Annotated in this window: 23 protein-coding genes and 1 pseudogene; 4 read left to right on the top strand and 20 right to left on the bottom strand. The window is 68.6% G+C overall.

Annotation, left to right across the window (positions count from 1 at the left end):
* The 14 genes from AC1DWT_RS08090 to mftA all read right to left on the bottom strand — a co-directional run.
* Positions 1–936, bottom strand: a 936-nt coding sequence (locus tag AC1DWT_RS08090; protein WP_477920195.1) for an amino acid permease, incomplete at its 3' end; no start/stop codon positions are given.
* A 153-nt stretch (positions 937–1,089) separates the two neighbouring features.
* Entirely contained in the window at positions 1,090–1,632 is a 543-nt protein-coding gene (locus AC1DWT_RS08085; protein ID WP_477920194.1) for a DUF779 domain-containing protein, read from the bottom strand.
* On the bottom strand, positions 1,632–3,155 hold the full coding sequence (gene adh, locus AC1DWT_RS08080) for an aldehyde dehydrogenase (RefSeq protein WP_072945606.1): 1,524 nt from the start codon (positions 3,153–3,155) through the stop codon (positions 1,632–1,634). Before adh ends, AC1DWT_RS08085 begins: the two co-directional genes overlap by 1 nt.
* Positions 3,156–3,233: 78 nt before the next feature.
* Positions 3,234–4,550 (bottom strand): sigma-54-dependent transcriptional regulator family protein, encoded by a 1,317-nt coding sequence (locus tag AC1DWT_RS08075; RefSeq protein ID WP_072945604.1) that lies wholly within the window; start codon positions 4,548–4,550, stop codon positions 3,234–3,236.
* A 66-nt stretch (positions 4,551–4,616) separates the two neighbouring features.
* Complete coding sequence (mftG, locus tag AC1DWT_RS08070; protein ID WP_477920191.1) at positions 4,617–6,089, bottom strand: mycofactocin dehydrogenase MftG; 1,473 nt, start codon at positions 6,087–6,089, stop codon at positions 4,617–4,619.
* Entirely contained in the window at positions 6,089–7,489 is a 1,401-nt protein-coding gene (gene mftF / locus AC1DWT_RS08065) for a mycofactocin biosynthesis glycosyltransferase MftF (RefSeq protein WP_072945600.1), read from the bottom strand. Before mftF ends, mftG begins: the two co-directional genes overlap by 1 nt.
* A gap of 106 nt (positions 7,490–7,595) precedes the next feature.
* Positions 7,596–8,318 carry a mycofactocin biosynthesis peptidyl-dipeptidase MftE gene (gene mftE / locus AC1DWT_RS08060; protein ID WP_072945597.1) on the bottom strand — a complete coding sequence of 241 codons (723 nt, stop codon included), beginning with the start codon at positions 8,316–8,318 and terminating at the stop codon, positions 7,596–7,598.
* 50 nt (positions 8,319–8,368) lie between these two features.
* Positions 8,369–10,330, bottom strand: coding sequence for a mycofactocin system FadH/OYE family oxidoreductase 2 (locus AC1DWT_RS08055; protein ID WP_072945594.1), 1,962 nt, complete (start codon positions 10,328–10,330; stop codon positions 8,369–8,371).
* A complete protein-coding gene (locus AC1DWT_RS08050) occupies positions 10,327–11,139 on the bottom strand; it encodes a mycofactocin-coupled SDR family oxidoreductase (protein WP_095860954.1) in 813 nt (270 codons plus the stop codon). The genes AC1DWT_RS08055 and AC1DWT_RS08050 overlap by 4 nt, the downstream gene beginning before the upstream one ends.
* 8 nt (positions 11,140–11,147) lie before the next feature.
* Complete coding sequence (locus AC1DWT_RS08045) at positions 11,148–13,109, bottom strand: mycofactocin system FadH/OYE family oxidoreductase 1 (protein WP_477920188.1); 1,962 nt, start codon at positions 13,107–13,109, stop codon at positions 11,148–11,150.
* 16 nt (positions 13,110–13,125) lie between these two features.
* Complete coding sequence (gene mftD, locus AC1DWT_RS08040; RefSeq protein ID WP_072945587.1) at positions 13,126–14,307, bottom strand: pre-mycofactocin synthase MftD; 1,182 nt, start codon at positions 14,305–14,307, stop codon at positions 13,126–13,128.
* Positions 14,308–14,336: 29 nt separating this feature from the next.
* A complete protein-coding gene (mftC, locus tag AC1DWT_RS08035; protein WP_072945585.1) occupies positions 14,337–15,572 on the bottom strand; it encodes a mycofactocin radical SAM maturase in 1,236 nt (411 codons plus the stop codon).
* A 36-nt stretch (positions 15,573–15,608) separates the two neighbouring features.
* Positions 15,609–15,911 (bottom strand): mycofactocin biosynthesis chaperone MftB, encoded by a 303-nt coding sequence (gene mftB, locus AC1DWT_RS08030; RefSeq protein WP_167372162.1) that lies wholly within the window; start codon positions 15,909–15,911, stop codon positions 15,609–15,611.
* Positions 15,912–15,913: 2 nt separating this feature from the next.
* Positions 15,914–16,009 carry a mycofactocin precursor MftA gene (mftA, locus tag AC1DWT_RS08025; protein WP_005573048.1) on the bottom strand — a complete coding sequence of 32 codons (96 nt, stop codon included), beginning with the start codon at positions 16,007–16,009 and terminating at the stop codon, positions 15,914–15,916.
* Between the two features lie 133 nt (positions 16,010–16,142).
* Between mftA and mftR the strand changes: the two genes are divergently transcribed.
* Positions 16,143–16,766, top strand: a complete 624-nt coding sequence (mftR, locus tag AC1DWT_RS08020) for a mycofactocin system transcriptional regulator (RefSeq protein ID WP_477920185.1) — start codon at positions 16,143–16,145, stop codon at positions 16,764–16,766.
* 38 nt (positions 16,767–16,804) lie between these two features.
* A complete protein-coding gene (mftM, locus tag AC1DWT_RS08015; protein WP_095860955.1) occupies positions 16,805–17,629 on the top strand; it encodes a mycofactocin oligosaccharide methyltransferase MftM in 825 nt (274 codons plus the stop codon).
* Between the two features lie 5 nt (positions 17,630–17,634).
* Here mftM and AC1DWT_RS08010 read toward each other — a convergent pair whose 3' ends face one another.
* Positions 17,635–18,909 carry an HNH endonuclease gene (locus AC1DWT_RS08010; RefSeq protein WP_477920204.1) on the bottom strand — a complete coding sequence of 425 codons (1,275 nt, stop codon included), beginning with the start codon at positions 18,907–18,909 and terminating at the stop codon, positions 17,635–17,637.
* On the bottom strand, positions 18,801–19,595 hold the full coding sequence (locus tag AC1DWT_RS08005) for a DUF6226 family protein (protein WP_477920184.1): 795 nt from the start codon (positions 19,593–19,595) through the stop codon (positions 18,801–18,803). Before AC1DWT_RS08005 ends, AC1DWT_RS08010 begins: the two co-directional genes overlap by 109 nt.
* 50 nt (positions 19,596–19,645) lie before the next feature.
* On the opposite strand from AC1DWT_RS08005, the pseudogene AC1DWT_RS08000 reads away from it, so the two are divergent.
* Positions 19,646–19,804: pseudogene (locus tag AC1DWT_RS08000) on the top strand (antibiotic biosynthesis monooxygenase); the annotation flags it as partial.
* Positions 19,805–19,901: 97 nt separating this feature from the next.
* Positions 19,902–20,162 carry a putative immunity protein gene (locus AC1DWT_RS07995; RefSeq protein ID WP_477920202.1) on the top strand — a complete coding sequence of 87 codons (261 nt, stop codon included), beginning with the start codon at positions 19,902–19,904 and terminating at the stop codon, positions 20,160–20,162.
* A 57-nt stretch (positions 20,163–20,219) separates the two neighbouring features.
* Here AC1DWT_RS07995 and AC1DWT_RS07990 read toward each other — a convergent pair whose 3' ends face one another.
* The 4 genes from AC1DWT_RS07990 to AC1DWT_RS07975 all read right to left on the bottom strand — a co-directional run bounded on the left by AC1DWT_RS07990 (position 20,220) and on the right by AC1DWT_RS07975 (position 24,911).
* The gene (locus tag AC1DWT_RS07990) at positions 20,220–21,884 is read right to left on the bottom strand and encodes an ABC transporter permease (protein ID WP_477920182.1); all 1,665 of its coding nucleotides are present in this window, start codon (positions 21,882–21,884) and stop codon (positions 20,220–20,222) included.
* Complete coding sequence (locus tag AC1DWT_RS07985; RefSeq protein ID WP_477920180.1) at positions 21,881–22,816, bottom strand: ABC transporter ATP-binding protein; 936 nt, start codon at positions 22,814–22,816, stop codon at positions 21,881–21,883. The genes AC1DWT_RS07990 and AC1DWT_RS07985 overlap by 4 nt, the downstream gene beginning before the upstream one ends.
* A 71-nt stretch (positions 22,817–22,887) precedes the next feature.
* Positions 22,888–23,574 (bottom strand): MadR family response regulator transcription factor, encoded by a 687-nt coding sequence (locus AC1DWT_RS07980; RefSeq protein ID WP_072948394.1) that lies wholly within the window; start codon positions 23,572–23,574, stop codon positions 22,888–22,890.
* Positions 23,571–24,911, bottom strand: a complete 1,341-nt coding sequence (locus tag AC1DWT_RS07975) for a MadS family sensor histidine kinase (protein ID WP_072948392.1) — start codon at positions 24,909–24,911, stop codon at positions 23,571–23,573. The genes AC1DWT_RS07980 and AC1DWT_RS07975 overlap by 4 nt, the downstream gene beginning before the upstream one ends.
* Position 24,912 lies beyond the last annotated feature (1 nt).

Genomic DNA, 24,912 nt, shown 5'->3' with positions numbered 1-24,912 from the left:
GTAGTTGACGACCTTCGCCGCGGTTCCGTCACCGAGCGCCTCGACCAGCGGATTCCCGGACGTCGACAGGCTCTCGGCACCCAGTGCTCCCGTCGCGAGGAACAGGACCGTGGCCCCCGTGACGATGAGGATGAGCATGCTGATGATGATTCCGCGCGGTACGTTCTTCTCCGGCTCGCGTGCCTCTTCGGCGGCCAGCGGCACGCCTTCGACGGCGAGGAAGAACCAGATGGCGAACGGGACGGCCGCCCAGATGCCGAAAGCGCCGAACGGCAGGAAACTCGATGCCCCCGCTGCATCGGTCGGGGCGATGTCGGTGAGGTTGCCCGCGTCGAACAGCCCGATCGCGGAGACCGCGAAGATCACGAGCCCGACGAGTGCGATCGCCGTGATGACGAACATGGCTTTGAGCGCCTCGCCGGCGCCGGTCAGGTGGATTCCGATGAAGATCGCGTAGACCGCCAGGTACACCCACCACCCGTCGGTGATGCCGAACAGGTTCAGTGATTCGACGTAGCTGCCGATGAACGTCGCGATGGCGGCGGGCGCGATCGCGTATTCGATGAGAATGGCGGTGCCGGTGGCGAATCCGCCCCACGGTCCGAGCGCCCGGCGGGCGAACGTGTAACCGCCGCCCGCGGCGGGCAGGGCGGAGGACATCTCGGCCATCCCCAGCACCATGGCCAGGTACATGCCCGCGATGACGACGCCGGCGATCAGCAGTCCGCCGAATCCGCCCTCGGCCAGCCCGTTGTTCCATCCGGCGTAGTCGCCGGAGATCACGTAGCTGACGCCGAGGCCTGCGAGCAGCACCCAGCCCGCCGAACCCTTTCGGAGCGTGCGTTTTTCCAGATAGCTGTTGTCTTCGGAGTGGAAGTCGGCAGCATCGTGGTGTTTACCGGTTCCGGAATTCTTGGATGGTTCTACGAGTGACATTCCGTCCCCTACGTCGATCCGAATGTTGCCTCGCCGGCGCCGCGCGAGAGCGGTGCCGAACGGCCGAGGCCAATGGTGAATGAGCTGTGTACACGTCGTGTCAGCAAAACGTGACCACGACGTAAAAACCGCGGTCGCAGTGAACTTCGGGCGCTAGGGGCCCGGGCGGCGAGCGGGCACGGGACATGCGTCGACGGCTTCGGCGACCACTTGCGGTTCGGGTGAGGGTGCGGGTCTCCAGCCCTGCTCCCACCGCTCGCCCACGATGACGTCCTCCGCGGCGAGGCTGGTGTTCTCCTCCGGGGTGAAGGCACGCGCACGGCTGAGGAAGCGCATGCCTTCCGGGCTTTCGAGGCTGAAGCCCGAACCGCGACCGGGCACCACGTCGAGCACCAGCTGGGTGTGCTTCCACGCCTCGAACTGCGAACCGGAGATCCACACGGGCAGGGCATCGGCACCCTCGGGCCGGGTGGACGGGGTCTCCCCCACCCCGAGACGCAGGTCGAGGACACCGAGCAGCACGTCGCGGTCGCCGACGATGAATTCGCCGTCGGGGTAACACATCGGCGCGGACCCGTCGCAGCATCCGCCGGATTGATGCATCATCAGCGTCCCGTGGGTACCGCCGAGGCGGCGGAGAAGCTCCACCGCCCCGGCGGTTGCCTTCAGGCGCTGAGGCGCCCGGGCTGCGTCCATCAGAAGAAGCCCTGAGCCTTCTGGGCGTAGCTGACCAGCAGGTTCTTCGTCTGCTGGTAGTGCTCGAGCATCATCAGGTGGTTCTCGCGGCCGATGCCGGACTGCTTGTAGCCACCGAACGCGGCGTGCGCCGGGTACTGGTGGTACGTGTTGGTCCACACGCGGCCGGCCTGGATGTCGCGGCCCGCCCGGTAGGCGACGCCGCCGTCGCGGGACCACACGCCGGCGCCGAGGCCGTACAGCGTGTCGTTCGCGATCTCGATGGCCTGGTCGTAATCCTTGAATGAAGTGACCGACACGACGGGACCGAAGATCTCCTCCTGGAAGATCCGCATCTTGTTCTGACCGGTGAAGATGGTCGGCTGCACGTAGTAGCCGCCGGACAGGTCGCCGCCGAGTTCGGCGCGCTCACCACCGGTGATCACCTTCGCACCCTCTCCCTTGCCGATCTCGATGTACGACAGGATCTTCTCGAGCTGATCGTTGGAGGCCTGCGCGCCGATCATCGTGTCGGTGTCGAGCGGGTCGCCCTGGCGGACGGCCTTGGTGCGGATGGCCGCCATCGCGAGGAACTCGTCGAAGATGTCCTCCTGGATCAGCGACCGCGACGGGCAGGTGCACACCTCACCCTGGTTGAGGGCGAACATCGTGAAGCCCTCGAGCGCCTTGTCCTGGTAGTCGTCGTTGGACGACAGCACGTCGGAGAAGAAGATGTTGGGGCTCTTGCCGCCGAGTTCGAGGGTGACGGGGATCAGGTTCTGGGACGCGTACTGCATGATGAGCCGGCCGGTGGTGGTCTCACCGGTGAACGCGATCTTCCGGATCCGCGGGCTCGAGGCGAGCGGCTTGCCCGCCTCGACACCGAAGCCGTTGACGATGTTGATCACACCGGCGGGCAGCAGGTCGCCGATGACGGAGATCAGGTGCAGGATCGACGCCGGAGTCTGCTCGGCGGGCTTGAGGACGACCGCGTTTCCCGCGGCGAGTGCGGGAGCGAGCTTCCACACGGCCATGAGGATCGGGAAGTTCCACGGGATGATCTGGCCGACGACGCCGAGCGGCTCGTGGAAGTGGTAGGCGACGGTGTCGGAGTCGATCTCCGACAAGGCGCCTTCCTGCGCGCGGATCGCACCGGCGAAGTAACGGAAGTGGTCGATGGCCAACGGAATGTCGGCGTTCAGGGTCTCACGGATCGGCTTGCCGTTGTCCCAGGACTCGGCGAGCGCGATGGACTCGAGGTTCTCCTCGATGCGATCCGCGATCTTGTTCAGGATGATGGCGCGCTCGGCCACCGACGTCTTGCCCCAGGCCGGAGCCGCGGCGTGTGCGGCGTCGAGGGCGAGTTCGATGTCCTCGGACGTCGACCGCGCGACCTCACAGAACGGCTGCCCGGTGACGGGGGTCGGATTCTCGAAGTACTGGCCCTTGACGGGCGCAACCCACTGGCCGCCGATCCAGTTGTCGTAACGCGATTGGAAGGACATGACGGCGTCGGGCGAACCCGGGCGGGCATACACGGTCATCGATAACTCCCTGGTGTCGTGAAACTCGGTGGAACTTTCTCGGTGTGACTCACAACACTAGGGACCGTACCGTTGCAACTACGTTGCGTACTGCTGATCGAACAGATCGATCCTCGACTTGACCTGGGAATACAACGGGGAACGCGGATCGAGGCCCGCGAGGTACGCCTCCCACGCGGCGACGTCCTCACGGCCGTGGACGGACGTGGTCCACTTGGCGAGCAACCGCTGATCGCCCTCCCGCAGCAATGCCGCCTGGACGCGGGCACGCAGTTCGCCGCGCAGGTCCTCGACGCCGGGCGCCTCCGACCCGGGTAGCACCGGACCCGAGTAGACGTCGAGGGCGGCGGCCAGCTCTCCGCGGTCCAGGGCCCCACGCACCTGCCGGACGTCCGACGTCAATTCGGTGAGCAGCCGGTACGGCCGCGAACCGAGGTTCGCGGGACCGAAAACCTTGCGCAGGCGCGACATCTCGGCACGAATGGTGACGGCGTCGAGTTCGTTCTCGTCGAGTAGCACCGCGAGCCGGTCGGAGCTCAGGCCCTCCGGATGCTCCGCCAGGAGCAGCAGGATTTCCGCGTGTCGCTGCGAGAGCGGGATGCGTTCGGCCCCGCGCACCAGAGTCGGTCGTCCCGACCCCAGCACCTCCAACCGCAGCACCGTCTCGACCAGCGGCTGCGGCGAGCGCAGCAGGTGCAGGCGCAGTTCCGCCTCGGCGGCCGCGACGGTGGCCCGGATCAGCGACAGCACCTCGGGTACCGCGACCCGTGGGCCACCGGTGATGTCGATGGCGCCGACGATCAGCCCCGTCGCCGGGTCGTGGACGGGCGCCGCCGAACAACTCCAGTCGTGCACCGACCTGCTGAAGTGCTCCGCTCCGAAGATCTGCACGCAGTGGTCGAGCGCCAGCGCGGTGCCCGGGGCGTTGGTGCCGACGGTGTCCTCGCTCCAGTCGGCGCCCTCGACGAAGTTCATCTCCAGTGCGCGGTCCTTGGCGGACGAATCGCCCTCGACCCACAGCAACTGGCCCTTCTCGTCCGTGATGGCCACGAGCAGTCCGGTGTCGGCGGCATCCTCGACGAGGAGTTTGCGGACCACGGGCCGGATGATCGACATCGGGTGCGACGCCCGGTACGCGGCCAGATCCGCGGCCGCCAGATCGACCGCGCGGGCGGACCCGTCCGGGCTCACGCCCTTGCTCGTGCTGCGCATCCACGAATCGAGGATGACGGACCGCACCGAATTTCCGTCGCCTGCCTGGTCTCGGCCTGCGGGGGCGTGACGCTCGACGAACAACTGATGCGCCGACGACACCCTGCGCGCCAGCATCGCGACGTCGTCTCCCGGGCGCACGGCGACCCACGGATTGCCCCCTGTGGGCGGTTGACTTTGCATCGAACTCCTCCACGGCGTCTCTGCCTACTGTAACCCGGGTCACACGGGGCCGGGTTCCGCCCTCCGTCACTCCCTCAGGAAGGTACTGACCCGCTCGGCGACCATGACCGCGGTGGCGTGCGGCCCACGGCTCGGGACCACCGGGAACACCGAGGTGTCCGCTATGGTCAGACCCTGTATTCCGCGGACGTTGCACCGCTCGTCCACCACCGCACCCACGTCTGTGTGTCCGCCCATCCGGCAACTGCCGCACAGGTGCAGAGACGTCCCCAGGTGCGCGAGCACCGAGCGGTCGGACACCTCCTCGGACAGCGGCCGGACCAACGGGCCGAGCTCCGGCGAGCGCAGCAGGTCCAGCGCGATGGCCTGTCCCTCGCGCAGCGCCCGGCGGTCGGCGGCCGATTGCGCGTACCGGTACTCGATCCGGGGACGGTCCCTGCGGTGTCCCGACGTGAGCCGGATGTCGCCCCGGCTCTCCGCCACCATGAGCCCGATTCCGAGGACCGGGTCGGGTTGCCCGGATCCGGGGACGAGCACGTCGAACGGCGCCGTGTACGGACGGATCTCGAGGTCGTCGACGTTCAGTACCGTTTCGACGACCGGACTCGTGTCACTGCGGCGGAGTGTGTCCCGGACACGGTACGGCAGAGCCACTTCGGGGTGATCACTGAAATCGGTGCCGACACCGGGCACGTCGAGGACGACGTCGATGTCGTTGCCCCTCAGATGTTCTGCCGGTCCGATTCCCGAAAGCATCAGCAGCACCGGGGTTTCGACGGGTCCCGCCGCCAGTACGACCCGGCCGGCGTGGACCGTGCGGCGGGTGCCGCCCGACTCGACCTCGACCCCCACCGTCTCGTTACCGGAGAACAGAATTCGCACGACGTCGGAGTTCGCCTCGACCGTCAGGTTGGGCCGCTCCGACGCCGGCAGCAGATACGCGACGGCGGTGCTGACCCGGCGGCCACCGTCGACGTTGAGCGGCACCGGGCCGATCCCGCCGCCGCCTGCTCCGTTCTTGTCGGGTTCCTCGGAATGTCCCGCGCCGAGGGCCGCGGCGCGGAACGCCGCGCTGATCTCGCTCAGCTGTTCCGCGGGCTGCCTGCGCACGGGCATCAGGCCGGCGGTGCCGTGCCGGGAGTCGTCGAAGTCGGCGTCACGCTCGAGTGCCCGGAAGGTGGGCAGCACGTTCTCGTACGACCACGACGCGGGCCAGTGCCGAAAGTCCACTTCCGTCCCGCGGATGAAGTAGGCGCCGTTGACGGCGCCCGACCCGCCGAGAACGCGGCCGCGCACCATGGCCGAGGGCACGCTCGGCGCCAACTCCACGCCGTACGTCTGCGCGTATGCGCTGCCCGGGCCGACCGGCAGCGTCCGGTAATCGAGGACGGGACAGTCGAGGGCCGACCGGTAGCCGGGTCCGGACTCGAGGAGGAGGACCGATCGTCCCGGATCCTCGCTGAGCCGCGTGGCCACCACGCATCCACTCGAACCGCCGCCGACGACCACGACGTCGGCGGCGCGAATCGGATCGGTCACTACGACTTCAACCGGGGCTTCAATGCGTCGAAGTCGCGGGCGGCGACGGCGCCCTTCCAGAGCCCGGCACCGTACGCGATGTCGTCGAGCCGCTTGAACACCGTGTGCCGCACCGGTCCCAGCCCTCCGGGCTCCCGGTGGGTGACCCAGTCGGCGACCCCCTCGGCGACGGCGATCGCGAGCGCGATCCGGCGAATCCGTTTCGAGAGCACTACCGCCAGCAGCGTGACGGGCCAATAGTGGCGGCACATCGCGGACGCCAGCTGCCAGGCGCCACCGGCGAAGCCCTGGGCGGCGAGGATGGCGGCGATGCGGGTCGGCTGATCGAGTCCCGTGAACATGCGGCGCAGGCGCACCAGCATCATCGCGAGCGTGGCGACGGCGCCGAGCAGACCCAGCCGGGTGCAGGTGGCCGCGGCGATGCACGCGAAGAACGTCCACGGCGACATCGACAGCGGTGGGACCATGCCCGAATGCCTCGCCGCCAGGGGCGCCGCACCGGTGCCGTAGAACAGCTTGCGGTCGAACCACTTTCCGAACGTCACGCGATGGTCGTGCGCGACGTGGGCCACGGGCTCGTACCGCAGTCGCCAGCCGGACTCCTGGAGTCGCCAGCACAGGTCGACGTCCTCCGCCACGTGCATGGACTCGTCGAAGCCGCCGAACTCGTCGAGCACCTCACGCCGGGCGATCATCGCGGCGCTCGGGACGTACGACACCGGGCCGCCGGACTGGACCGCGGATTCCTTCCGTCCGAGGTCGAGGGAGGATCGGGCGTGCTCGTACCGCGCGAGCGTGCTCGCCTCGGGTTCTAGCGCGACGATCCTCGGGGCGACCAGCGCGACCGCGGGGTCGCTGAAGTGGCCGAGCATGACCTCGATCCACCCGGTGCGCGGCAGGACGTCGGAGTCGAGGAACGCCACGAACGGAGTTGCGGCGTAACGCAGACCGGTGTTGCGGGCCGCGGCGGGCCCCTTTGCCGTCTCGTGGCGCAGCACGGTGACGCGGCCGCCGCACCCGTTCTGCAGCGCGGGGGCGACGATCGGGACGTCGGAGCCGTCGTCGACGACGACCACCTCGAGTCCGCGGAGCGCGGCCAGCACGCGGTGCAGCCCGGGCGCGTTGTTCTTCACCGGAATGACGACGGTGACGTCCTGCGGGGACGGTGTGCTCATGGGGCGCGGGTTGGCGACCCCCGAGTCGAGGAGGCGGCGTGCGACGACGGCKGACTGCGGATCGACGACCTCGAGGTAGCCGTCTCCGATCATGGCCGCCGCGGTGGGCGCCAGCTTCAGCATCCGGGTCGGCGAACCGCCGATGAGCACTCGGCCTCCGGAATATGCGCGAACCTTGGGGTCGATTCGGATCCCGAATCCATCGGGAAGTCGAGCTTGGCGCATCAGTCGATCGTATGCGGATCGGACAGCGCCGGCAGGGCATGCCGGAAATCAGCCGCAAGGATGTGCCGAAAATCCGCCCTCGGCAACTCGAGGGCGCCCGTGCGGGTCATTGGAGCCTCCCATCGGCGCCCGGTTCGCACCGGAGCCGTCCATCGGGGCCCGGTTTCCACCGGGCCAGTGCCTTGGTGACTGTGTGGACGAGCACGCCGAAGATCTGCGCCCCCTCCGCGGCCGTTGCGCCCGTCGGGTCACCGAGCACCCCATTGGCCGACACGGCGACCATACCGCCTTCTCGCAGTCTTGGCATCAACCTCGCGATAGGTTCCGTATTACCGGGCTCGGCCCTGGACAACCTCACTCGACCAGGTGAAAGGTGTAGCAACAAGGACGTTTCCGTACGTCCGGCATGGGCGTCGGCGCCGGGGACCGCGCACGGCACCCAGGCCACGTCACGGGCCTCGTATCGAAGCAAGGCGACAGCCTTGACCAATGCGGGTCCGTTTCCTCCGTGCCCGTTGACGAACAGCACGCGGTCCGCCCACCGGCACGCGGACCTGCCGTATTCGACCAGCACGGTCTCGAGGGCCTCCGCCCCCAGCGAGACGGTCCCGGGAAACCCCTCGTGCTCACCGCTCGCGCCGTACGCGATCGGGGGTGCGACGAGCACGTGCGGCAGCGCGCGGGACACGGCGTCGGCGATGGTGGTGTCGGTGTCGAGCGGCAGATGCGGTCCGTGCTGCTCGAGGGAGCCGACCGGGACCACGACCGTCGACACGTGGGACACGAGGTCGGGCCACACCGCGTCGTCGAGGTGTCCGGAATGGGGCATCCTCCGATGCTAGGCGACCGCGGATTCGACCCGGGCCGTGACTGCCTGCGTCAGAGCGCGAGCGCGATCCGCTCCCCCTCGATGACGGCGGAATGCGCGCGGCGCGGAGCCAGGGCGTCGCCGATGCGATGGACCTCGATGCCGCTGTCGGCCAGTAGTTTCCAGAGCTCGTCCTCCGGTTGCTGGTGCGCGGACGACACCACCCAGTCGACGGTGAGCCGGCGGGACGCGCCGGTCGGGTGGTGCAGGAGCGTGACCGCGATCCGGCCCCCGCCGGCGTCGTCGCACCCGGTCGGCACCACGTCCGTCACCTGGGTGATGCCCTTGCCGTGCGCCCGCCGATTCCATCCCTCGAGGTCCAGTGTGATCCCGAGATCCTGGCCGACGATCATCCCCGGCGTGCAGATCGTGACGGCACACCCGGCGTCGGCGACGAATTCGGCGACGGACGTGCCCTGATGGAATCCCAGTTCGTCGACCACCAGCACCGTCCCGGACGGATCCGCGCGGCCCTCCAGCACGTCCCGCACATCCACCACCCGATCCGACGCACCCGCCCAGCGCGGACGGCTCGGACGCGCTCCGGTGGCGAGCACGACCACGTCGGGACGTCCCTGCGCGAGCGCCTCGGCGGTCGCCTCGGTGCCGGTCCGCACGTCCACGCCGCGCCGAACGCATTCCGCTTCCAGGTCGACGACGAGGCCGAGGACCTCGCGGCGCCCAGGGACGACGGCGGCCGTCCTGACCTGACCACCGAGGACGGTGTTGCGTTCGAACAGCGTCACGTGGTGCCCCCGCTGCGCGGCGGTGGCGGCGGCCTTCAGCCCGGCAGGTCCGCCGCCGACCACCACGACCCGCCTGCCGCGGACGGTGGGTTCGGGCAGCAGAATCGATTCCCTGCCCGCGCGCGGGTTCACGACGCAGCCGAGCCACCGGCCCAGCCCCATGCGTCCGATGCATTCCTGATTGCACGCCAGGCACGATCGGATGGCGTCCTCTTCACCGGCGAGTGCCTTGGCCGCGAAGTCCGGGTCCGCGATCTGGCCGCGCACCACCCCGATCAGGTCGCAGTGCCCCTCGTCGAGAGCCCGGTCGGCCTGATGCGGATCCGAGAACCGGCCGACACCGACCACCGGAAGTCCGACCCGCCGCCGGATCGCATTGGGGACGAACAACGCATACCCGCGGGGGACGGCCATGGACGCCTCGATCATGTGCAGCGTCTCGGTGGCCATCCCGATGGACGTGTTGAGGTAGTCGACCCGCCCGTCCGCCTCCAGCAGGGCGGCCACCTCCACCGCCTCGTCGAGGTGTACGCCACCGTCGAACAGGTCCTCCCCCGCGAGCCTCACCCCGAGTGCGCGGTCCGGGCCGATCGCCGTTCGCACGGCTTCGACGACCTCGAGGAGGAACCGGGCACGGTTCTCCAACGACCCTCCGTACCGGTCCGTGCGCTGGTTCGTGGCGGGGGCGAGGAAACTGCGCACCAGCGACGAGTGCGAGCACTGCAGTTCGATGCCGTCGAATCCGCCTCGGACACAGTGCTCGGCGACGCGCGCGTAACCGTCGACGAGGGCCCGGATCTCGCGCTGATCGACCGCCTTGGGAACTTCGCGGAACAGTGGGTCGGGGACGGCGCTCGGCGCCCACAGTGGCCGCCGCGAATACATGCTCGATCCCTGGCCGCCGTTGTGGTTGACCTGAGCGAGGATCGGAACTCCGTGTGCGTGGACCGCGTCGGTGATCCGCCGGTATCCCGGGACGACCTCCGGCCGGTAGCCGGCGATCACCTTCTCGTACGGCCAGTCACCCGGATGGGTGGCGTGCTCTTCGGAGATGATCAGGCCCGCACCGCCCTTCGCGCGCGCCGCATAGTAGGCGGCGTGCTGGGCGGTGGGGAGACCGTCGACGGCGTACCCCGTGAGGTGCGCCGAGAAGACCACCCGATTGCGCAGCGTCAGCGGTCCCAGGCGCAACGGGGTGAACAGGTGGCGGTACGCGGAGGTGCTCACACCTTGGTGTTGCCCATGTCGACGGCGACCTGACTGCCCGTGACCCGCCGCGAACCGTCACCGGCCAGCCACAGCACGGCGTCGGTGATGTCGTCGGTGTCGGCCAGCGGGTGTTCGGTGAGGATGGTGCCGAAGCTCGACAGGTAGTGCGGGTGCTTCTCGAGAATCACGAGGCTGCCCGGGTCGGTGCCCATCGGGGTCTTCACTCCGTAGGGGTGGATCGAATTGACCCGGATGTCGTACTCGCCCAGTTCCTTGGCCGCGGTCTGGGTGAGTCCCACGAGCCCGAACTTGGAGGCGGCGTAATTGGCCTGCCCCGGGAGCGGCTTGATCCCGGCGACGGAGCTGATCACGATGATCGATCCCCCGCGGCCACCCTCGATCAGTGCCGGGACCGCAGCCTTCAGCGTCTTCCAGGCGCCGGTGAGATTGACGTCGATCAGCGTCTCCCACTGCTCGTCGGGCATCTCCCAGAAGCGGTTCCAGTTGCAGATCCCGGCGTTCGCGATCACGATGTCGAGACGGCCGAACTGTTCGACTCCCCGGTCCACGACAGCCTTCAGTTGCGCGCTGTCCCGCACGTCAGCCTGTTCGGCGAGGATCTTGCCGCCCTCGGATTCCACGAGCCGCACCGTCTCGGCGAGGTCGTCCGCCGTCGCCGGTTCGTAGCTGTTGTACTCCGACACCGGCCCGCAGATGTCGACGGCGATGATCGCCGCACCTTCGCGCGCCAACCGCACCGCATGCGTTCGCCCCTGCCCACGGGCAGCCCCGGTGATGAACGCGACCTTGTCGTCGAACTGTCCCATGAAATGTCCTATCTCTCGGTGACGAGGGTGAACGGATGGTGATCGAACTCGGACCGCCGGTGGGCGGTCGCGGTCAGCGCCTCGGTGCGGCCCTCGCGGACCGCCTCGAGCAGTGTGCGGGGGGCCACGCAGTCGCCGGCCCGCACCGTGTCCGGGCGGGTCGAGCCGAGCGTGTCCTCGGGGAGACGATGCGAGCAGTCGATCAACACGGTGCACTGCACCACCGACTCTTCGGCGGTGTACCGGTTGCGCAACCGCATTCCGTCGCCGTCGATCGACACGATGCGGCTGTCGAGGTGACGCGTCACCCCGGCCCGTTGCAGGCGGGTGTTGGCGTCGGCGAGGTCGCCGGTCATGCCGAGTCGCGAGCCGGCCACGGAGTCCTGGGTCACGATGCTCACGTCGCGGCCCCGCGCCGCGAGCCATTCGGCGACCGCCACGCCGACCGGTCCGCCGACCGGGTCGAAGACGATGTGGGGCCCCTCCGCAGGCACGTCACCGTCCCGCAGATCCGCGGCGCCGAGACACCGGACACTTCCCCCGACGGGGAACGGAAGCGGCCGGGGCGTGCTGCCGGTCGCGAGGATCACCGTCACACCGTCTCGTTCCGCGGCGTCGAGTTCGGCTTCGGAGACCGTGGCGCCGAGACGGAATTCGACTCCGAGACCGCGGCATTCGTTCTCCAGCCAGTCGGTCAGCGCCCTGAGGTGCGGCGCCCCGGCCGCGGCCCGCACCATCCCGCCGAGCCGAGCCGATGCCTCCGCCACGGCGACCCGGTGACCCCGCAGCGCAAGCACCCGCGCCGCCTCGAGACCGGCCGGGCCACCACCGACCACCAGTGCCGTGCCTGCGACCACAGCGGCGTCCTCGGTGGGATCGACGGTCTCGTGCCCGGCAGTGGGATTGCCGACGCATGTGACGACCGGGTTGCGGGGGTCGAGCACCTGGCACGTCTGGTTGCACAGGACGCACGGCCGCGGCACCGCACCGCGCCGGATCTTGACGACGAGATCGGGATCGGCGATCTGGGCACGCGTCATCTCGACGACGTCGGCGACTCCGTCGTCGAGCGCCCACCGGGCATCGGCCGGATCGACGACGCTGCCCTGGAGAACGACCGGGACCGCGCCGGCGACCGCCGTGCGGATGCCGCGGCAGAGTTCGGTGTTGAACGCGGGTGGCCGGTGGAAGTCGGGGCGGTAGGCGTTCGGCGACAGCGGCCCGCCCCGGACCACCACGAGCAGATCGAGTGCGTCGGCAAGGGCCCGTGCGTGTCCGGCGGCGATCGACGGTGTGATCCCCGCCCAGGACGTCTCCTCGTCGCAGCTCAGGCGCAGGGACAATATCCGGCCGGGGCCCAGCTCTTTGCGGACGGCGGCGAGGACCTCGCGGACGAGCCGCAGCGGGTCGGTGCCGTACTCGTCTTCGCGTACGTTGGTGAGGTTCGAAAGGAACTGCCGCAGGAGCGCTCTCGGCCCGGCGTCGAGCTCGACGCCGTCCGCGTCCGCCGCGACTGCCGCGGCGGCCCCGGCCCGGAAGCCCTCGACGAGGCTGTCGATCTCCGCCTGCTCCATCTGCATCGGCATCTCGCGGGAGATCACGTCGGCGACCCCCGACGGTCCCCACAGCACCGACTGCGAGTAGGCGCTCGACCCCTGCAGTCCGGCGTGCCCCAACCCGGCCAGCACCAGTGTGCCGTGCGGGCGGCAGGCCGCGACAATGTCCCGCCACCCGGCGACGCAGTCGGACGCCAGCGGAGCCCGTTCGTACGGCCAGTCGGAGGCATGGACCGACGCCACCTCGGTGACGACGATCCCCGCACCGCCCCGCGCCCGGCGCTCGTAGTACGCGACATGACGCGGCGACAGCGTCCTTCCCGCACCGAGATTGGTGGGGTGCGGACCCAGAAGCACCCTGGACCGGGCGTGGCGTCCGGCCAGGGTGATCGGGTCTGTCAGTTGCGCAGACATCTACGCCGTTCGTGGTTCAGGATTCGGCGCCGAGTACGCGAGCGAATCCGGGCGGGATCACGATGTCGGACGGGGTGAGGTCGTGGATGTTCGAGTGGCCCAGCCCGAGCAGCGCCGAATCGATACCGCCGCGCAGGACGTCGAGGACGTTTTCGACGCCGGCCTGACCGTTCGCCGAGAGACCCCACAGGTACGCGCGGCCGATCATCACCGCCCGCGCGCCGAGCGCGACGGCCTTCACGACGTCGCTACCGCGGCGGATACCGCCGTCGAGGAGCACCTCGACCTGATCGCCCACGGCCTCCGCGATGGCGGGCAGCGCGCGGATCGGCGCCGGGGTGCCGTCGAGGTTGTTGCCACCGTGATTCGACACGGAGATCGCGGTGACGCCGGCATCGACGGCCCGCTTGGCGTCGTCGACCCGCATGACGCCCTTGAGCATGAACGGCCCGCCCCACTGCTCACGCAGCCATGCGATGTCGTCCCACGTCGGCAGCGGCGTCTGCATCCACTCGCCGTAGGCGCCGAAGAACGTCGGCGGTTCCTGACCGGGCTGCGCCAGGTTCGGGGTGGTCAGATCCGGGATCTTGCGGGTCTTCGCGAACTCGTACAACCACTTCGGCCGGGTGATTCCCTCCGGCGCGAACTGCAGCATCGCCTTCAGGTCCATCTTCTCGGGGATGGCCGGGCTACCCCAGTCACGACCGTACGAGAACGACCAGTCGGTGGTGATGATCAGTCCGGTCGCCCCGGCGGCGCGGGCGCGTTCCATCCGCTGGATCAGCACCTCCCGGCTGCCGACCCAGTACATCTGGAAGAACGTCTGAGGGTTGGCGGCCGTGACTTCCTCGACCGACTTGCTCGCGAACGAACTCAGACCGATCGCCGTGCCGCGTGCCGCCGCCGCACGCGCGACAGCGACCTCGCCGTCGGGATGCACCGCCTGCACACCGGTCGGGGAGATGATGACGGGCAGCGAAATCGACTGCCCCATCACGGTCGTGGACAGCTCACGCTTGTCGGACAGCCCCACGACGTGCGGAGCAAACCCCAGTTCACCGAACGCCGCGATGTTGTCGTCGACCGTCACGCCCCGCTCGGAACCGGCGATCAGCGCCGCGTACACCGACTTCGGCAGGCGCTTCTTCGCGCGACGCTGAGCCTCGGCCACCGTTTCGAAGAACGGATTCTTACCCATGGCAATACCTCTCGTACCTGGCAGACGACTTACGTCTGGTCCATGCCCGCAAGCGGGTTCTCGTCACAAATCTTGGCCGGCGGACGCACCATCAGCGTCAACGGAACCGGCGCCCGCGGAGTCCGGCGCTGGCCGGTGCGGGAGTGGTCGACACTGGATTTCGGGATCTCCCCCGCGGCAGCCAACGCCAGTTCGCCGTTGCCGATCACACATTCGGGGTCCGGGCCGTCCATCGGCAGCCCGGTGAAGAATTTCGCGGCCATGCATCCGCCGCGGCAGGAGTCGTAGTGGTTGCACTTACTGCACGCGCCGCCGGTCTGCGGGGACCGCAGCTCCTGGAACAGCTCCGACGTCTGCCACACCTGCTGGAAACCGCCATCCGCCACGATGTTTCCGGCGAGGAACTGGTCGTGGATCGCGAACGGGCACGCGTAGACGTCGCCGATCGGGTCGATCAGGCACACCACCCGGCCGGCACCACACAAGTTCAGGCCGGGCAACGCGTCGCCGTAGGCGGACAGGTGGAAGAAGGAGTCACCGGTGAGCACGCCCTCGCCGTTGGCGACCAGCCAGTTGTACAGCTCGCGCTGCTGCGCCTGCGTCGGATGCAGTTCGTCCCACACGTCCGCGCCGCGCCCCGACGGTCGCAGCCGGGTGATGCGCAGGGTGGCGCCGTACTTGTCGGCCAGCGCCTTGAAGTCGTCGAGCTGGGACACGTTGTGCCGGGTGACCACCACGGAGATCTTGGCGTCCTTGAACCCGGCCTCGGAGAGATTCTCGAGCGCCCGCACCGCCATCGCGAACGAACCCGGACCACGGACGGCGTCGTTGACCTCGGCCGTCGCACCGTCGAGGGAGATCTGCACGTCGACGTAGTCGCTGGCGGCGAGCCGGGCGGCGACCTTCTTGTCGATCTTCACCCCGTTCGTGGAGAACTTCACCCCGACCTGGTGGGCGGTCGCGTAGTCGACCAGCTCCCAGAAGTCCGAACGAACCGTCGGCTCACCGCCACCGATGTTCACGTAGAACACCTGCATGCGCTGCAGTTCGTCGATGATCGACTTGCACTGCTCGGTGCTCAGCTCCCGCGGGTCACGCCGGCCCGACGAGGACAGACAGTGCACGCACGACAGGTTGCACGCGTAGGTCAACTCCCAGGTCAGGCAGATCGGGGCGTCGAGACCGAGTTCGAACTGGTCGACGAGGCGGCCGACCGGAGCGACGGGGGCTGTCACCGCGGAAGGCCTTTCGAGCATGGAGGTCATGGGCTGTGTCCTCTGGTACGGGGTGAAGAGAGCTGGTCAGGCGGGGACGATCATGTGCGACTCGGCCAACGTGCCGAGCGCTCGCGCGTACTGCGCGGCCGCGTCGTCCCCGATACCCTGCGCCCGCAGTGCGGACCGGGCGTCGGCGTGTGAGGGAAGCGATTCGACCACCGCGACAATCGTGCGGTTCTTCAGGAACGACAGTTTGCGCGTCCCGAAGTGGTAGAGCAGCGCCCCGAAAGGTTCGGGACGCAGCGCCACCTGCGGATGAAGCTTCCAGCCCACATCGAGATCGATACCGGCGTTGCCGGTCACTGAAGCAGATGCTGGAGCGGACATGATCAGTACACGCCGCACATGCCGTCGATCGAGACCTCTTCCACCAGGGATTCCTCGACCAAGTCGTTTTCCAGCACGTTGTTGTCGCGATCCGACATGATTTCCTCCTACTGTTCGGTGATACGGCGCGAGCCGGAGGGATGTTCCCCGTCATAGGTGACCATTCCTGTGACTCGCCTCACCACTGTAATGGCATCGAGTGCAGAATGACAGCTCGGGAGGGTACGAAAGTTGAGAAGTCGGCGAAAACCATCCAGTCGGATAGGGCGACGCCCGTCCACGACGCAGGATCGGATCAGCACCGTCGGGATCGAGTTGTTCACGGAACAGGGCTTCGACGCCACCAGCGTCGACGAAGTCGCCGAAGCGTCCGGCATCGCCCGCCGCACCCTGTTCCGCTACTTCCCGTCCAAGAACGCGATCCCGTGGGGCGACTTCGACGCCCACCTCGCCGAAATGCGCGCCCAACTCGCCGCGCAACCCGGCGACATCCCGATCGTCGACGGACTCACCGCAGCACTCCTGCAGTTCAACGCGTTTCCCGAGAGCGAGGAAGTCAACCACCGCAAACGCATGGGGCTGATCCTGCGCGTGCCCGCGCTGCAGGCGTATTCGGTGGTGATGTACGAAGGGTGGCGCAACGTCATCGCCGAGTACGTCGCGAGCCGGCTCGGAGTCTCACCGACCGACCACGTTCCACGGACCGTCGGCTATCTTCTACTCGGCGTTGCGATGTCGGCGTACGAGCAGTGGCTCGACGAMGATTCGCTCGAACTGAACGAACTACTCGCCAGCGGCATGCAATCGCTCTACGATGGGCTGAGTTCCCTCGGCGAGCCCGACACCCGGACCTGACCCACGCCCGCCATCACCTCTCGGCAAGGTTGCTTCGAATGACTTCCACTCTCGACACGCCCGCGTTCGACTCTCTCGCTCCGTGCGAACCCGGACTGTGGTCACACGGTCACGTCACGGTCGAGCGGGTCACGGACGGGCCGCTCACCCTCACCCGCGACGGCGACCGGTTGCGGGTCACGCACGCCCTCACACCCGAGGATCTGAGCGAGCGACTCGTCGCCTCGGTCACCGCGTCCATCGAGGACGCCGACTTCGGTCAGGGCGAGTTCGAATCGACCATGGTCGGACTGGTGCGCTCCACCGTCGACGGCGCACTCGACGCGTGGACCGTCTACTACCGCAACTCTCTCGGCGAGCTGCTCGACGGCACCGCCGACTTCGCACCGATCCACGAGAAGGCGGAACAACTGGTCCGCGGTTCCGTCCTCGACCTCGGGTCGTGCTTCGGCTTCCTCCCGTTGCGACTCGCCCGCGCCGGGCGGTCCGTCACGGCAACCGACATCCTCCCCGGCACCATGACCCTCCTCGACGCCGTGGCACCGGAACTCGGACTCGATCTGCGCACCCTCGTGTGCGACGCCGCGCACGTGCCGGTCCCCGACGACAGCGCAGACACCGTCACCGCCATCCACCTCCTCGAGCACGTCGGCGAAAACATCGGTGCCGCAGTGATATCCGAGGCCCTCCGCGTTGCCCGCGAACGGGTTGTCGTCGCCGTCCCCTACGAGGACGAGGCAACGGCCTGCCACGGACACATCCGCACCTTCGACACCACGTCGCTCACCGAACTCGGCGAATCGACGGGACGCCCATTCGAGGTGTTCGAGCACCACGGCGGCTGGCTCGTCATCGACTGCTGACCTCCTCATGACGCTCGGAGGTGCGCGGGCGCCGGCAGCCGTGGCGCTGCCGAGCGGTAGTGGTGCCCGGTCGGGGTGCCGAGGTCGATGAGGTGGGTGCGGCCGGGGTTGCGTACCGGGCGGGCGGTCCAGGCGTCGCCTTCCTTCGCGTAGTTGCAGGCCTCGCACAGTCCGGACCCGTTGTCCGCGCTGGTGGCACCCGACTTGCCGTGTGAGCGGATGTGATCGTGATGGCGGATCGGGGCATCACACCAGGGCGTGCGGCACGTTTGATCCCGCAGGTCGATCAGCTTTCTCAGACTCTTCGGGAACATGCGGGATTGGGATTCCATCGCCGTCAGCGCCCCCGACTGCGGGCACGCATACACTCGCCGCAACGACACCTCGGTGTCCGAATCCACCGCATCGGCCACCAGCTGCCGAGCGATCCCCGCCGGCACCGACCCGAACCCATGCAGCTGCGCAGCCTCGTGACCGCCGGCGAGGAGTGTTTCGTCCGAGAGCACAAGGTTCACAGCCACCGGAACACCCGACGCCACGTCGGCTCCGGTGCCACGCGTGAACAACAAGTCCACCATCACTTGATTGCGGGTGCGCCCACCACCCTTCCCGGTCGCGATCAGGCTGTCCGCATCCCGACCCAGCGTGGCCTGCAGGCACACGGCTTGTTCGACCGGCATCAGTACACTCAGATAGGCCATCGAATCCGGGGCCGGACGTGTCGTAACCCGTCGTTCGGACACGGCCTTGCGGTGCCGGGCCACGACCGAGGCGGCGTCGAGTTCCACCGCAAGGGCTTTGGCCCGCGCGATCAGACCGCGGTCGCCGATGCCGTCGAGAGTAGCTGGGTTCGAACATAACTGGCGATCCACGATCGCCCGATCGGCCGCCGACAAGCATGCCGTCTCCCGCACCAACAACGTCGCACGCCATTCATTCAGCCGGCCGGTCTGCAACATGGCAAGGGTGTGCGGCATTTCGTGCACCAGAGCCTGCGCGAAACCCAGATGCCTACCGCCACGGTTCGGGGACTCCCTGCGCGCCAACGCAATCTGCGACGCAATACCCCGACCCCACTCGGACTGCGGAAGTCGCCGAGCCCTACGGTCGGCACGGATACTCGTCGCGACATCGTCGGTGATCACCGCCTGCACCGCACACCCGACCGACTTCAACGTCTCGATCGCATCGAGCAGATCGATGCCCAATCCCGCGTCGCCACTCGCCGCCTCGGCACATTGCAACCGCGCCGTGAATGCGCGTAATTCCTCGAGAAGCATTGCCCCCACAACCGACCTCCCCCAAAGCCATTCGAAACTTTGTTCGATTCTAGCAACCAAACGCGACCCGAGCAATGGGTTCCGACGTGCCGGTCAAATAGGTGCGCGTTCGACTTATCTCCCTTCGACCGGAACCACGTGTTGATCACGCGGCAGCGCCGGGCCCGGGAAGGTCGTCGACATCGCCGGCCGCAACCGAATGAGAATTCCGACCGGTTCGGCGACGACGGGACCCCGCACCCTGCAGCACCGCTGTTCGTCCTCAGCCACCGGCCGGGCCGCAATGGCCGGCGGCCAGAGGCTGACCGCGACTGGGCTGGCGCACGCCGTCGCGGCCGCCAGTTGCCATCGGCCGGCGGTTGGACTGGCCGGGCGCGCAATTGGTTCACATCCGCCACCGACAGCCTCCTCATTCCGCGCCTGCTCCAATCGTCGCCCTCCCAGGAGAACTCGAGAACAGCGCGGGGCCGGCCGGTGATCCGTTCGGACAGCCGCCCGGCGGTGAGCGCCTCCGTATTCTCCGCCAGCTCGCGAAGAACGTACTCCGCGTCCTCGTCGCACGCGTCGCAGCCACACGCCGGGAGCGCGAAGTCGTGCCACGCTCCCGCACGCAGGTACAGGCTGGGAAATAAGGTGAAGGTGATCGCCAGTGGAGCCTGATCCCGCTGAGCCGGAGTGATCGTCACCAATTGCCAGAGTCGCCACCGTCCGCGACCCCGACGGCGGCGCGGGCGCGCGCATCAACGTCTTCGAACGCTGGGAGCCGCAAGCGGCGGTCAACACTTTCCGAGGCAGCGGCCTCAGCGACGAACAAGGCGCGGACATCCTCTCGGCGTCGGTAGCCGAGTACGACGTCGCCGACGTGCGACCCCTGTTCGGGGAAGGCACAGCCTGAACGCGCGGTACGGAACAGCCCCGATGGTCGAAAATGGAATCATGGCAGGGAAGCGAGCGAGATCGTTCTGAGCAAGCAGGATCTTCCTGAGGTGACCATGTTTGCTGCGGGGTGCGCGGAGGTGGTGCTCGAGATATTCGAGGCCGATCAGCCGCACGACTCGCGGCCCCGAGACGCGATCACTGCTGCGTGGGAGTTCGCGCTGGGTGATGAGCGTGGGAATTCTCTGCGCGACACCGCGTGGGCGGACCTCGCGGCTGCCAAGGGCACGAACACTGGGGCGGCTCGGGAGGCAGCGTGGGCAGCGGCAGGCGCCGCTTATCTAGCACCGGGGGCGGTGGACGGGTCGGTGAGTTGATCCGCATGCTGGACACCGACCTTCGTCGCCGACCGTCGACCCAGCCTCCCGGTTCCGCTAAGAATTCGTGAGGTCTCGCCGCCGGAACAGCGCCACTCCGACCGCACCCACCACGACGGCGATCACCGCGAGCCAGACGAGTGGAGCGGCCGTCACTTCCGCGGCGGGAAGGGCGGGGACGTGTGTGAACGGCGACAGGTCGCGGACCGTCTGCGGGAGCCCGAGCAGCGATCCGAGGAATCCGAAGATCAGGCAGATCGCGAGCACGCCCCAGGATAGCCCGGCCGACCAGGCGGGCACGCCGCCGAACGCCAGCACCGCCAATGCCGCGACCACCCCGATCGCCGGCACGAAGACGAGGGCGGCCCCCGTGAGGCTCACGACCTTTCCCGGCACGTCTTCGGTCACGAGACCGTACGCGAGGCCGGTCGCCGCCCCGGTCAGTGCCTGCAGGACGACGATGCCCACCGTGACCAGGCCGACGTGCGCCAGCATCCACCGCGGACGCGAGACCGCCGTCGCCAGAACGGGTTCGAGTCGCCCCGCCGCCTCCTCACCGCGCATTCGGAGCAGCGCCTGCACCGCGTAGCCGGCCACCGCGATCGCCATCATGCCGAAGATGGCGGCGAAGTAGGCGTCGACCATGTCGGTGGTGCCGCCACCGAGTTGTTCCATCATGTCGGCGACCTGCTGACCCTCCCCGAGGAAGTCGTCGATCTGGTCTGCGATCGCGCCGTACACCACGGCGAGGACGGCGATCCCGAATGCCCACCAGAACAGGATCGTCCGTTGTATCCGCCACGCCGATCCGACGGCCGTCGGCAGTGAACGGGACGCGCGGGCAGGGCCGGGGCGGGTCGGCACGAGGCCGGAGCCGACGTCCCTGCGTTCGGTGAGTGCGAAGCCGACGGAACCGACGACCAGCGCGAAAACGGCGGGGAACGCCAGCACCCACCACGCGTTGTCGTCGTAGGAGCGGACCTGTTCGGCCCAGCCGATCGGCGACAGCCACGTCAGCCAGCCACTGACGACCCGGGTGCCGTCTTCCGTCACCGTGCCCGTCATGTCGCCGACGGCGCGCAACAGGAATGCGATGCCCAGGGCGGCCCCGGCCAGTCCGTTGGCGGTGCGGGCACTGTCCGTCACCTGGGCGGTCACCGCGGCGATCGCCGCGAACGCGATGCCGACACCGGCGACGGCCGCGCCGAGAGCCACCGACCCGTCCAGTGGCAGACCCGCCGCGACCAGCACCACCACGTTGAGCAGTCCGAGGGTCAGGTTGGCACCGACCGCGACCACCAGGGCCGCGGTGAGCAGTGCTTTCCGGCCCACGACGGCCGCCTCGACGAGTTCGGCGCGGCCGGTCTCCTCGTTCTGACGGGTGTGCCGCACGACCAGCAGGGTGGTCATCAGGCCGGCGGCCAGCGACATCGGCATGACGATCTGGCAGGCGAGCACGGCGCCGGCGCTGTACCCCGACACGAGACCGTTGGTGGCGAGCGCGACCGGCGACGCCGCGGTAGCCATCGCGAAACTGCGCAGGTCGGGTTCCGTGGGATACAGGCCGAGCACACTGGACGCCGAGAATGCTTGCAGTGCGGCGAGAGCGAGCAACCATACCGGCAGTTGGATGCGGTCGCGGCGCAGGGCGAGCCGCACGAGCCGTGGGGTTCCCGCGTACTGGCCGCGCCCGGTGGTCTCCGGCGTCGTCACCGTGCTCATCGCGTCCGTGTCCCGGATTCGGCGCGCCGGTGGTTCTCACCCTCCCGGGCCAGTTCGTCGCCGTAGTGCCGGAGGAACAACTCCTCCAGTGTCGGTGGCGTCGACGTGAGCGACGCAACCCCGAACGACAGCAGGTGGCGCAGCACGCCCTCGATCGCACTGGTGTCCACCTCGCATCGGGTGTGCAGGCTGTCGACCCGCACGTCGTGCACGCCCTCGACGGCGTCCAGTCCGGTCACCGGCTGCTGTGTCTCGACGGTGATCGACGTGCGCGTGAGGTGCCGCAGTTCCGCGAGCGTGCCGGTCTCCACGGTGCGGCCCTCGCGGATGATGCTCACCCGGTCGCACAGCGCCTCGACCTCCGCGAGGATGTGACTCGACAACAGGACGGTCTTCCCCGCGTCCGACATCTCCTCGACGCAATCCTGGAACACCGACTCCATCAACGGATCCAGCCCCGACGTCGGTTCGTCGAGCACGTACAGTTCGACGTCCGACGCGAACGCGGCCACCAGTGCGACCTTCTGCCGGTTGCCCTTCGAGTACGTGCGCGCCTTCTTCGTCGGATCGAGTTCGAACCGCTCGAGCAGTTCCGCGCGCCGGGGCTCGTCGAGCCCACCGCGCAATCCGGCCAGGAGGTCGATGGCCTCGCCGCCGGTGAGGTTGGGCCACAGGTTCACATCACCGGGTACGTAGGCGAGCCGCCGGTGCAGCGACACCGAGTCGTGCCACGGGTCGCCGCCCAGGAGGGTGGCGGTGCCCGAGTCCGCGCGCAGCAGGCCGAGCAGTACCCGGATTGTCGTCGACTTGCCGGACCCGTTGGGCCCGAGGAATCCGTGCACCTCCCCCGTTCCCACCTCGAGGTCGAGGCCGTCGAGTGCGCGGGTCGGACCGAACGTCTTGACGAGATTCTCCACCGAGATCGCAGCCATGGTGGGGACGCTACGCCGGTTCGCGGGTGGTCACGACAGGTTTCCGCGGTCGCGGCCGCGGCGGTGCCGGATCAGATCAGGCCGAGCTTGCCCGCCTCGTAGACGGCCTCGGCGCGCCGGCCGACGTCGAGTTTGCGCATGATGTTGCTGACGTGGAATTTCACCGTCGTGGCCGAGATGAACAGCCGCTCCCCGATTTTCGCGTTCGACAACCCCTTGGCGAGGAGTTGCAGGACCTCGAGTTCGCGCTCGGTAAGCCCTTCACGTGGGGTCGTCTGACCGTTGAGCGAGCGGATCACCGCGGAGGCGCTGCGGGAGTCGAAGGCGCTCTCGCCGCGGGACACGGCACGGATGGCGCGCACCAGTTCGGTGGTGTCGACGTCCTTGACGACGTATCCGCGGGCGCCGGCGTGGATGGCGCGGACGACGAGTTGTTCGTCGAGGAACGTGGTGAGCACGAGCAACCCCATCGTGCCGTCCGCGGCGGACAGTTGGGCGCACAGTGCCAGCCCCTCGTAGTCGGAGGCCGCCGACAGTTTCAGGTCCATCAGCACGACGTCCGGCGCGACGTCACCGACGACGGCCAGCGCCTCCTGACTGGACGATGCCTCGCCGACCACCTCGAGATCCGGTTCCCGTTCGAGGACGGAGCGCAAACCCTGTCGGAGTATCGCGTGGTCGTCGACGAGCACGAGCTTCACCACCGACGTGGGGCGGGCGGACCCGGTCTGGTCACGCACCGAGGTTCGTATGGTCATCGGTCCACCTCACTGTCGGAATGTAACGGAATGCGGGCAGCCACCCGGACTCCGCCGATCCTGGCCCGCGCCACCTCGAGAGTGCCGCCCAGCTCCGCTGCCCGGGCCTGCATGTTCGCCAACCCGCGGTGGTGCCCGTCGAGGTCGTTGTTCGCCGCCATCCGCAGCATCAGGCGCATCCGCTTCGGGTCTCCGTTCCCGTCGTCGGCCACGGAGAGCAGCACCGAGTCGGCCGAATACGTGAGCCGCAGGACGGCGCGCGTCGCGTTGGCATGGACGGCCGCGTTGAACAGCGCCTCACCGGCGATCCTCAGCAGCGCGTGTTCCCGTTCGCTGGACAGCTCCGCGGGTGTGCCGCCGACGCGGACGGTGACCGCGAGTTCGTCGGGCATGTGCACCACCCCGAGTTGTTCGAGCATCTCGGGCAGCGACGTCCGGTCGGAACCGCCGGAGTGGTTGAGCGCGTAGATGGCCGAACGCAACTGCTCCACCGCGCGGCGCGTCAATTCCTTTGCGAGATCGAGCCTCTCACTGCGCTCCTCGTCCGGGACACCGCTCCGGCACACCTCGATCTGCATGCCCGCCGACAGCACCGCCTGGGTGACGCTGTCGTGGAGTTCGCGGGCGATCCGGTGCCGTTCCTCGTCGAGCACCTGGTGCCGGTGGGCCGCTCCGAGTTGACGCTGGGTGGATTCGAGTTCGGCGTTGCGCACCGCGAGATCGGACGCGTTTCGACGCGCCTCCGAGTACGCGTGCTCGGCCCGTTCGAGCAGCAGCTGGCCGCGTTGGTACAGCGCCGAATTCTGCAGTGCCACGGCGGTCTGGCTCGCCAGGATGCTGAGAACTGCGCCGTCGGTGGTGTCGAGTGTGCGGTGCTCGGCCGTCCAGGCCGCGAAGGCTCCCACGACGCCGCCCTCGAGGACGATCGGCACGAAGGCATGGTGCGTGTCGATGACGGGAGCGCCCCCGGTGCGCGCGGACCGGATGTCGGCCAGACACGTCACCACCTCGTCCGGCAGCGGTGGGCCCTCGACGTTGTCGACGAGGAACGGCGTCGCGTCCGGCCCCAGTACCAGCCGGCGCGGGCCTGCGTCGGGCAGCATGCCGTCGGCGAGGGCAAACGCGACCCATTGCGCGTCCAGGTGCGCCCGGGCCGCCTCGGCGACCGCGCAGATGAGCGTCTCGGGGCCCTCCACCGTGCGGACGAGGGCACGCGAGATGAGTTCCAGTGCGTGGACGACACGTTCGAGACGTTCCGCGGCGCCGCGATATTGGGGGTAGAACGTCGGCTTGCCGGACCGCAGTCCGGTAAGCGTCGACAGGTCCGGGGCGTTCATG

It is taken from the genome of Rhodococcus sp. P4_B6 (assembly GCF_056402215.1).
The sequence above is the reverse complement of the archived record's forward strand: the minus strand, read 5'-3'. Positions and strand labels throughout refer to the sequence as shown.

Excerpts from the sequence above, each read along its gene's own strand:
- AC1DWT_RS08085 (WP_477920194.1), bottom strand. The coding sequence starts at position 1,632 with ATGGACGCAGCCCGGGCGCCTCAGCGCCTGAAGGCAACCGCCGGGGCG.
- adh (WP_072945606.1), bottom strand. The coding sequence starts at position 3,155 with ATGACCGTGTATGCCCGCCCGGGTTCGCCCGACGCCGTCATGTCCTTC.
- AC1DWT_RS08075 (WP_072945604.1), bottom strand. The coding sequence starts at position 4,550 with ATGCAAAGTCAACCGCCCACAGGGGGCAATCCGTGGGTCGCCGTGCGC.
- mftE (WP_072945597.1), bottom strand. The coding sequence starts at position 8,318 with ATGCCCCATTCCGGACACCTCGACGACGCGGTGTGGCCCGACCTCGTG.
- AC1DWT_RS08050 (WP_095860954.1), bottom strand. The coding sequence starts at position 11,139 with ATGGGACAGTTCGACGACAAGGTCGCGTTCATCACCGGGGCTGCCCGT.
- AC1DWT_RS08045 (WP_477920188.1), bottom strand. The coding sequence starts at position 13,109 with ATGTCTGCGCAACTGACAGACCCGATCACCCTGGCCGGACGCCACGCC.
- mftD (WP_072945587.1), bottom strand. The coding sequence starts at position 14,307 with ATGGGTAAGAATCCGTTCTTCGAAACGGTGGCCGAGGCTCAGCGTCGC.
- mftC (WP_072945585.1), bottom strand. The coding sequence starts at position 15,572 with ATGACCTCCATGCTCGAAAGGCCTTCCGCGGTGACAGCCCCCGTCGCT.
- mftB (WP_167372162.1), bottom strand. The coding sequence starts at position 15,911 with ATGTCCGCTCCAGCATCTGCTTCAGTGACCGGCAACGCCGGTATCGAT.
- mftA (WP_005573048.1), bottom strand. The coding sequence starts at position 16,009 with ATGTCGGATCGCGACAACAACGTGCTGGAAAACGACTTGGTCGAGGAA.
- mftM (WP_095860955.1), top strand. The coding sequence starts at position 16,805 with ATGACTTCCACTCTCGACACGCCCGCGTTCGACTCTCTCGCTCCGTGC.
- AC1DWT_RS08010 (WP_477920204.1), bottom strand. The coding sequence starts at position 18,909 with ATGCTTCTCGAGGAATTACGCGCATTCACGGCGCGGTTGCAATGTGCC.
- AC1DWT_RS07995 (WP_477920202.1), top strand. The coding sequence starts at position 19,902 with ATGTTTGCTGCGGGGTGCGCGGAGGTGGTGCTCGAGATATTCGAGGCC.
- AC1DWT_RS07990 (WP_477920182.1), bottom strand. The coding sequence starts at position 21,884 with ATGAGCACGGTGACGACGCCGGAGACCACCGGGCGCGGCCAGTACGCG.
- AC1DWT_RS07985 (WP_477920180.1), bottom strand. The coding sequence starts at position 22,816 with ATGGCTGCGATCTCGGTGGAGAATCTCGTCAAGACGTTCGGTCCGACC.
- AC1DWT_RS07980 (WP_072948394.1), bottom strand. The coding sequence starts at position 23,574 with ATGACCATACGAACCTCGGTGCGTGACCAGACCGGGTCCGCCCGCCCC.
- AC1DWT_RS07975 (WP_072948392.1), bottom strand. The coding sequence starts at position 24,911 with ATGAACGCCCCGGACCTGTCGACGCTTACCGGACTGCGGTCCGGCAAG.